The organism is Laspinema olomoucense D3b (assembly GCF_025370785.1).
GTDB lineage: Bacteria > Cyanobacteriota > Cyanobacteriia > Cyanobacteriales > Laspinemataceae > Laspinema > Laspinema olomoucense.
This window is the reverse complement of sequence record NZ_JAMXFA010000083.1, coordinates 1-7,440: the sequence shown is the minus strand read 5'-3', so window position 1 is coordinate 7,440 and position 7,440 is coordinate 1. Positions and strand designations below refer to the sequence as shown.

The window sequence follows — 7,440 nt, the reverse complement described above, 5'->3', positions numbered from 1 at the left end:
TCGTTTTTATCCCATAGCGGGCTGAGGCAGGCTTTGTCCGTGTTTACCCACCCTTGAGGGTGTGGGTTTTTATAGGTATTTGAAAACCGGATTCCGTATGAATAGTTGGGGTCAGTCCCCCTGGACTTCTTCAGCGGCGGCTTTTCCCACGAGTTTGGAGGCCCCCCACTGCCTCTAAAAAAATTAGCCAGATTAAAAACAGCAGGATTGGGAAATTTCCAATTCGGTGTGTTATGCTAGGTTACATAAAGTTTATGGAAATAAAACCCACTTAGGGTAACAGGAGGTGATGCCTATGTCAGATAGTAGTAAACGCATGGGTCATCAGATTGGAGTAAATCGGCTGTGGGCCGGGGCTGTTCTCTAACAACTCGCTTTAGTCCGCTCGGGATTAAAGAAAATCCTTGAGAACTAGGCTGGTGCGGAGTTCCTCCCGGCAGTCAGGTTCCAATCTGAAGACCAACTAGACCGCTTTCACCCTCAGCGTCATAGTGAAAACTAAACGCCCCCGGTGAGAGCGGATAGTTTTTTTAAGCAGTAGTTAAATGTCTTTGGCGATTAGAGAAAAACAGGTTGGTGATTAGGAAACCCTATGCAGGGAAGAAATCCGGTTAACCATCTTTAGTGAAGTCAACAGGGAGAATCAGATGGCTCAGTTGTTAACAGAAACGGAAATTCAGGAGCGGGTGAGTCAGCTTCCGGGCTGGACCCGCGAAGGAAAAATTTTGCACTGTGAAAGAAAATTTAAAGATTTTATCGAGGCGATCGCCTTTGTTAATCAATTAGTAGACCCAGCCGAAATCGCTGCACATCACCCTGATATAGAAATTTCTTATAACAAAGTCACCATTAGTTTAACCACTCATGATGCTGGGGGCTTAACCGAAAAAGACTTTCACATGGCCCAGACCATCTCCGAGTTGAAATAAGTTCACCTTTTTGAGAGAGTCGGTTGAGACCGATTAAATTCTCCTAACAAAATTTGTGTGATAAACTGTGCCCATCAGTAAACTAGAGATGTAGCATCAGCCCACTCTGGAGTTGTTATAAGTGGGGGGAACGAAGTGATTGAACTCTCGACTCCGTAGGGGCTAACGTTGGGATCCAAAACAGGTCCATCTTTAGAAGACATCCATTTGAAAAAATAAAAACGCAGATCTCAACCCAAGGAAAACGTTTCTGGCAAAGCTAGGAGCGAGCCTACCTCAAAAAAAAGAGCGTCCTTTTTTTTGAAGTCTCCCTCAGCAACAGGCTTACCTGTAACCTTGAACTACAGGTGCTAAACACCGATCAATGTCAATAGTGATGATTCTCGCTGAATTTGTCGGGAGCTTAAGGGAAAGGGAATTCATTATCCCTCCCTGTATGTCTTGAATGTACGGGAACCCACTCAACCGACTGGGGAGCATGAGTCGAGCAGTCCCTTCTTGATAGTCGCCAGTCTAAATAGGCTGATATTTTTTAAGGCCAATAGTCAAGGCTTTGTCAAAGTGCCTCGAAAGGGTCAAGATAACTACCAGTACCAGAAGTATTGCAATTGCGGTTACTTTATGATAGGGAAATTTTATTGGGCTAGGCTGTGGCGGATGCGCTGTTAGCTAGGCTTAACCATTCAAATAGTGCTTGTTTAACGGGGCTACCGCAATCCAGCCTTAAAGTTAACGCAGGAGTCTGAAGAGGATGGAAATTGTTTCCGCAGGTAGACAGTTATGGTTAAGGGCCTCTCGATAGTAGCACAAGATTGACGGGGAATAAAGGGAATAGGGCCGCCTTTCCTCCCTGGTTTAAAGAGCCAGGGCTTCCAGGCATCCGGTACTTTCATGTGAATTCAGGTAAAGCTGTGAACAGCGATCGGACAGTAAAACATCACCCGCTCGGGGTCTTCCATACCCCGGACCTAAGCAACGAATATGTAACGAGAGCGGAATTAGTAGAGGAGCTATTAGATATTGGGGCCGCGCTTTCGAGTACCTATGACTTGGGAGCGTTGTTGACCCTAATTTTAACTAAGAGCCGAGAACTGACCTGTAGCGATGCAGGGAGCGTTTACCTTATTGATCACAACGATGAAGACGTCCCAAAGTTGTTGTTTAAGGTAGCACAAAACGATTCTCTACCTCAAGTTTCATTTCAAGAATTTGCCATACCCCTGACACCTAAAAGTTTGGCAGGTTATGTCGCGCTCACGGGAGAAAGCCTCAATCTGGCCGATGCCTACGCCTTGCCACCCACCGTCCCTTATCAGCTAGAGCGCAGTGTTGATCGAGATATTGACTACTCGACTCGTTCGGTCTTGGTACTGCCTATGCAAAACCGTCAGGGGGAAATGATAGGCGTGCTACAACTGATTAATCGCAAGACTAGGGCCGATGCGGTGGTCACCCCAGAAAATGTAACTGAAGTCACCCAGCCTTATTCAGAATGGGAAGAGCGAATCGTCAGAAGTTTGGCATCCCAAGCGGCGATCTCCATCGAACGGAATCATCTGCAAGAAAGTATTGAAAATCTGTTTGAGGGTTTTGTGACGGCATCGGTGCAGGTGATTGAAGCACGGGATCCCTGTACCTTTGGACATTCTGAGCGGGTGGCCGAACTGACCGTTCGCCTCAGTCAAGAGGCCAATACGGTGACGACTGGAGCCATGCGAGAGGTAAAGTTCAGCGTTCGTCAAATCCAAGAAGTGCGCTACGCGGCTTTATTGCATGATTTTGGCAAAGTTGGGGTCCCTGAAGCAATTTTAGTGAAGCAGAAAAAGCTCTATCCATCACAACTAGAGGTGATCCGCCATCGCTTTGCTTTAGCCGAGCGAACAATGGAAATGGAATGCGCTCAAAACAAGTTTAGGTATTTGATTGAGCATCCCTCTCACCTCCATCGCCACCCGGAAAATGCTTGTTCTCATTGTCAGGAGCTACAGGAACTCGATCGTCAACTCCAAGAGAAGATAGAGCAACTGAATAATTACTGGAAGCTCTTGTTAGAGGCGAACGAACCGCGCATACTTGCGGAAGAACCCCTAGCTCGCCTCCGAGAACTTTCTCAACAGATATATAGAGATGTGGATGGTCAATTAAAGCCTTTGATTGATCCCGAGGAAATCACTCAACTGCTGATCCCCAAGGGGAATCTGACCCCAGAAGAACGCTTGTCTATTGAATATCATGTGACTCATACCTATGAGTTTTTGAAGCGAATTCCCTGGACCCGGGATCTGAAAGATGTGCCAAAGATCGCCTTCGGCCATCATGAAAAGATCGATGGATCGGGGTACCCGAGGGGATTGAAAGGAAATGAAATTCCGATCCAGGCGCAGATTATGACTATTGCGGATATTTATGATGCGCTCACGGCAGGCGATCGCCCCTACAAAAGAGGATTGCCTGTAGAAGCCGCCCTCAGAATTCTCCGGGAAGAAGCGATTCATAACAAAATCAACGCGGACCTGTTGGAGTTATTCGAGCATCGTCAAGTTTTTTCAGTCCTGGGTCACTCTCAAGAGATGGTCACTCTTGAAAGCGCTTAATCCCGAGGAGAGCATTACAGCTAATGGCTCAAAGCCCGATTAAAACCTTTTGATTCAGGCGATCGGGGAACTCAAAAACCTTGACCCCAGTCATCCCTGGGAGCCTATGGCTTCAAATCGAGCATCGGCTGGCCTTGAACCGAAAATTTTCAGTAAACAGAGGGTTTATTTGCCCTTGAAGTAGAAAAAAAACACCATAGAACTGGACCGTTCAAGGGTTACCATCATTCGCAAGAAACAACAAAGACTTGCAAATCTCCGGTTCCAATCGAAGTAAATCTGTTAATCTATAACAGAAGTAAGCAGCCACTATCTCGCTGACTATATAATGAGTCCAGAGTTTGTCAGAAGCAATAGGCCCTCCAGCCAACTCGGAAGCCTGCTTGATCAGGTTACGAAAAACCTCGGCAGAAAACTGAGCCGTCCGGTTGAGGGTTCGACATCCTCATCCTTGATGGGGCTAGTTTTTCCCCCGGGGACATCAATGAGTGGAGGGGATGCATCTGAATTCTAGGCTCTGCCGTAGCACCCCCACCCTGAGTAGTGGGGACCTATAACTGTTCCGGCTAAAAATCTATATCGGTGCAGTTGAGAAGTGGATATAGCCTGTCAAGGGGTTACGAGCTAGGAAATAGCTCTGAATTTCCTTCTTTTGGCTTGTCATCTCCTGTCTGAAAGATTGAGGGGAGACGTAAGTCAAATCGTTTAGATAATTAAAGGTGTGAGGAGAAGAGGGAAAATGTCTAAAGTATTGTGGAATTCCCTGTTGGTTAGTCCAGCAGTTTTAACATCGGCGTTAGTCGGAGCGGCCTTAGCGTCCGTGGTGGGCGCACCTGAAGCGATCGCCTCTGAAACCCAAACCGAGTCTATGCCAGTGGCTCAGGCGAATGAATTTGCCGCACCCACTGCATTTTCTTCAGCAGGGGGATTTAACCTAATCGCCCAAGTCCAAGAGGACGCACCGTCGGCCACAGAAACCGCCAACGTTTTACAACAACTCAATCAATACAGCCGTGAAGGGGGTGGCACCAACAACATTGCCCAAGTCACCTCCGTGTCTCAACTGCGGGACGTGCAACCCACTGACTGGGCTTTCCAAGCACTCCAATCCCTGGTTGAGCGCTATCGCTGTATCGCCGGTTATCCCGATGGGACCTTCCGTGGGAACCGTGCCCTAACCCGTTATGAATTTGCTGCTGGTTTAAACGCTTGTTTAGAACGCATCAACGAAATTATTGCCGCCCAACTTGAAGGGATTCTGAACAGAGACGACCTCTTAACCTTACAAAGGTTAACTGAAGAGTTTGCTGCGGAACTGGCAACCTTGCGCGGTCGGGTAGATGCCCTCGAAGTGCGCGTCGCTGAAATCGAAGCCAATCAATTCTCCACCACCACCAAACTCTTTGGCGAATCTATCTTCGCCTTATCCTTGTCTGAAGGTGGAAACAGTGTCGGTGGCGAGACCGATAGCGGTGTTCAATTTGGTACCCGCACTCGGCTGAACTTCGATACCAGCTTCACCGGCGAAGATCTACTCAGAACTCGACTGGAAATCAACAATCTGGATGCCTTCTCTGGCACCAACACTTTCACTCCCGAAGGGGATCTGAAATTTGCGGTTGACGAGCCTTACGGAGAGGGAGATACCACGGTCCGCTTAGACACCTTGCTATATAGCACGTCCGTTGGCCCTGCCAATGTCGTCTTTATCGCAAATGGTGGGGAATCACATGACTTCGCCAGCACCATCACCCCCTTGGATGGAGATGGTGGCAGCGGTGCTCTATCTCGTTTCGGGACCCGCGCTCCCATTTACAACATGGTTCGGGGTTCGGGGATTGGTTTAACCTTCGATGCAGGTCCTGCAGAAGTTAGCCTCGGCTACTTAGCAGAAAATGCCGCGACTCCTACCCGTCGCAACGGGCTAACAGATGGCCCTTACGGAGCCTTAGCCCAATTGGTGTTTAAACCTGTTACGGGACTGCAACTAGGTCTGACTTATGTCAATGCCTACCGCACCGATATGCGTACAGGTAGCCAACTCGCCACTCCTGTATCGTCTCTAGCTCCAGAGGATGGGTTAACCACCATCAGCAACGCCTATGGTGTTCAACTCGGTTATGATACGGGAACCTTTGCCTTCGGAGGCTGGGCCGGTTACACCAATGCTCGCATCCTGGACGAAGGTCTCAAAGGGGATCTGGGCATCTGGAACTGGGCTGTTAACTTAGCGGTTAACGCGGGACCTCCGGGCAGCCAATTTGGTCTGGTCGTGGGTATGGAACCCCAGGTCAACTCAGATGATTTTAATGGAGCCCTCGAAGACCCAGATCGTTCTTTACACGTTGAAGGGTTTTACCAATATCAGCTAACGGAGAATATTGCCATTACTCCGGGCTTTGTCTGGTTGACGGCTCCGGATCATAACGATCTCAACGATGATGTGGTAATTGGAACCATCCGCACCACTTTCCGATTCTAAAACCAGCAATTGGGATCAAACCCCTGGCTCAACCCAGGGAATTTAATTCTGGATGCTCCCTTAGTTTTAAGCTTTTAAAAACTGAGTAGCACAGATATTTAAACTCCCCTAATTAATTAGGGGGGTTTTCTTTTTAATGGGTTTGTCTAGGCAATATTCAAGGGATTTCTACCTTGGTTATCAACTGAGGTTAGAACTGAAAAACTGACATCCGTGCCCTGAATGTAGCTTTCCAAGGGTTCTAAAAAATACAGGATTTTTACCTTTGACTGTGGTTTCTTTTAAAAGAGGGGGAGTAGCAGGGGAAGGGGTGAGGGGGTACCTGCGGAAAGCGCGATCGCCTTGAACCTCCAGGCGATTTCCATAAAAGGAGACGGTTTATAAGTTGTTAAGACAAAGCAAGCCCGTGAAAAATACGTTAATCTTTTCCCCACTTTTTCTTTGGTATAATTGGCAACTCATCAGCATTAACAACTCAATTAACTAGATATTGTTAAGCATAGTATAGCGAGTCTCAAGAGTTGGGACAATTCTTCAAGTTCTGACAACCCCAGACTGTAGTGAAAATTCATGAATTGCCACTCCCTATAAAACTTTGGTCCACTATATTGACGAGTAAACCTTTCTAATAATCACATTCCCAGCCTCGAAATCGATGGAGTGGCAGGCAATTATTAAAGATGTCTAGAAGTCGGGTGGACTCAACCATATTTTAAGGGAGTAAATCTTATTTAAAAGTTAGACAAGTCTTTAAAATCAACCCAATCTATGTTTTAAGGGCTTAGTAGTTCAATCCTCCTTTTAAATAGGGCTGCCGTTAGGGTTTCCTTCTCCGGGTGAGAGAAAAATCCAAATTTAAATCATTTGGGAAGAATGGATTAAAAGCTGCAGCATCTCCTTTTGGTCGCCCTCACCCTAAATCGATGGCGACCCCATGCGGGAGAGGGGCTGTGAATCCGCCGGTGTCCCTTCTACCCAAAATGGTAGAAGGGACACCCGTGTAAGAGGGCCAACTGTCCAAATTGAGATGCTCCCTTAAAATTTACCGCTAATCAGGGAAGTAATAAAACGGGCTTATTTTGTTTAAGTAGTGAGTGTCTATAGCGAACTGAAAGGGAATTCTTGAATGATTTAGACGCACTATACTTTATGGAAATAAAACCCAATAATTCCGGGAATTGCTTTAGGCTGCTAGTTTTTTGAGTTCTGACCCTCCCCCTCTCAATCACGCCCTTTTTTAAGCATGGTATTAGCAAAATTTATAATTTCACTTGTGGTCAAGACCAAATTCAGGTTATAATCCCCAAGCAGGGGAAACTTTACCCATAGATATATCTCATAACCCTACTTGTAGGAAGGGAAAAAGCCAAGAGTAATTGGTAACAAATGCTACCAGAGAGAATTAAGAGATAAAAGTTCTTGACCGAACTACAGT

At 46.8% G+C, this 7,440-nt stretch carries 3 protein-coding genes; all 3 read left to right on the top strand.

What is annotated here, in order from left to right; translation table 11 throughout:
• The first annotated feature begins 647 nt into the window (after positions 1–647).
• The 3 genes from NG792_RS28630 (at position 648) to NG792_RS28620 (ending at position 6,005) form a co-directional block, all read left to right on the top strand.
• On the top strand, positions 648–929 hold the full coding sequence (locus NG792_RS28630; protein ID WP_261200200.1) for a 4a-hydroxytetrahydrobiopterin dehydratase: 282 nt from the start codon (positions 648–650) through the stop codon (positions 927–929).
• Between the two features lie 911 nt (positions 930–1,840).
• A complete protein-coding gene (locus NG792_RS28625; protein ID WP_261200199.1) occupies positions 1,841–3,523 on the top strand; it encodes an HD domain-containing phosphohydrolase in 1,683 nt (560 codons plus the stop codon).
• 739 nt (positions 3,524–4,262) lie between these two features.
• A complete protein-coding gene (locus NG792_RS28620) occupies positions 4,263–6,005 on the top strand; it encodes an iron uptake porin (RefSeq protein WP_261237778.1) in 1,743 nt (580 codons plus the stop codon).
• Positions 6,006–7,440 lie beyond the last annotated feature (1,435 nt).

What these genes read in the sequence shown, in the direction of transcription:
- NG792_RS28630 (WP_261200200.1), top strand. Translation starts at nt 648, where the DNA reads ATGGCTCAGTTGTTAACAGAAACGGAAATTCAGGAGCGGGTGAGTCAG.
- NG792_RS28620 (WP_261237778.1), top strand. Translation starts at nt 4,263, where the DNA reads ATGTCTAAAGTATTGTGGAATTCCCTGTTGGTTAGTCCAGCAGTTTTA.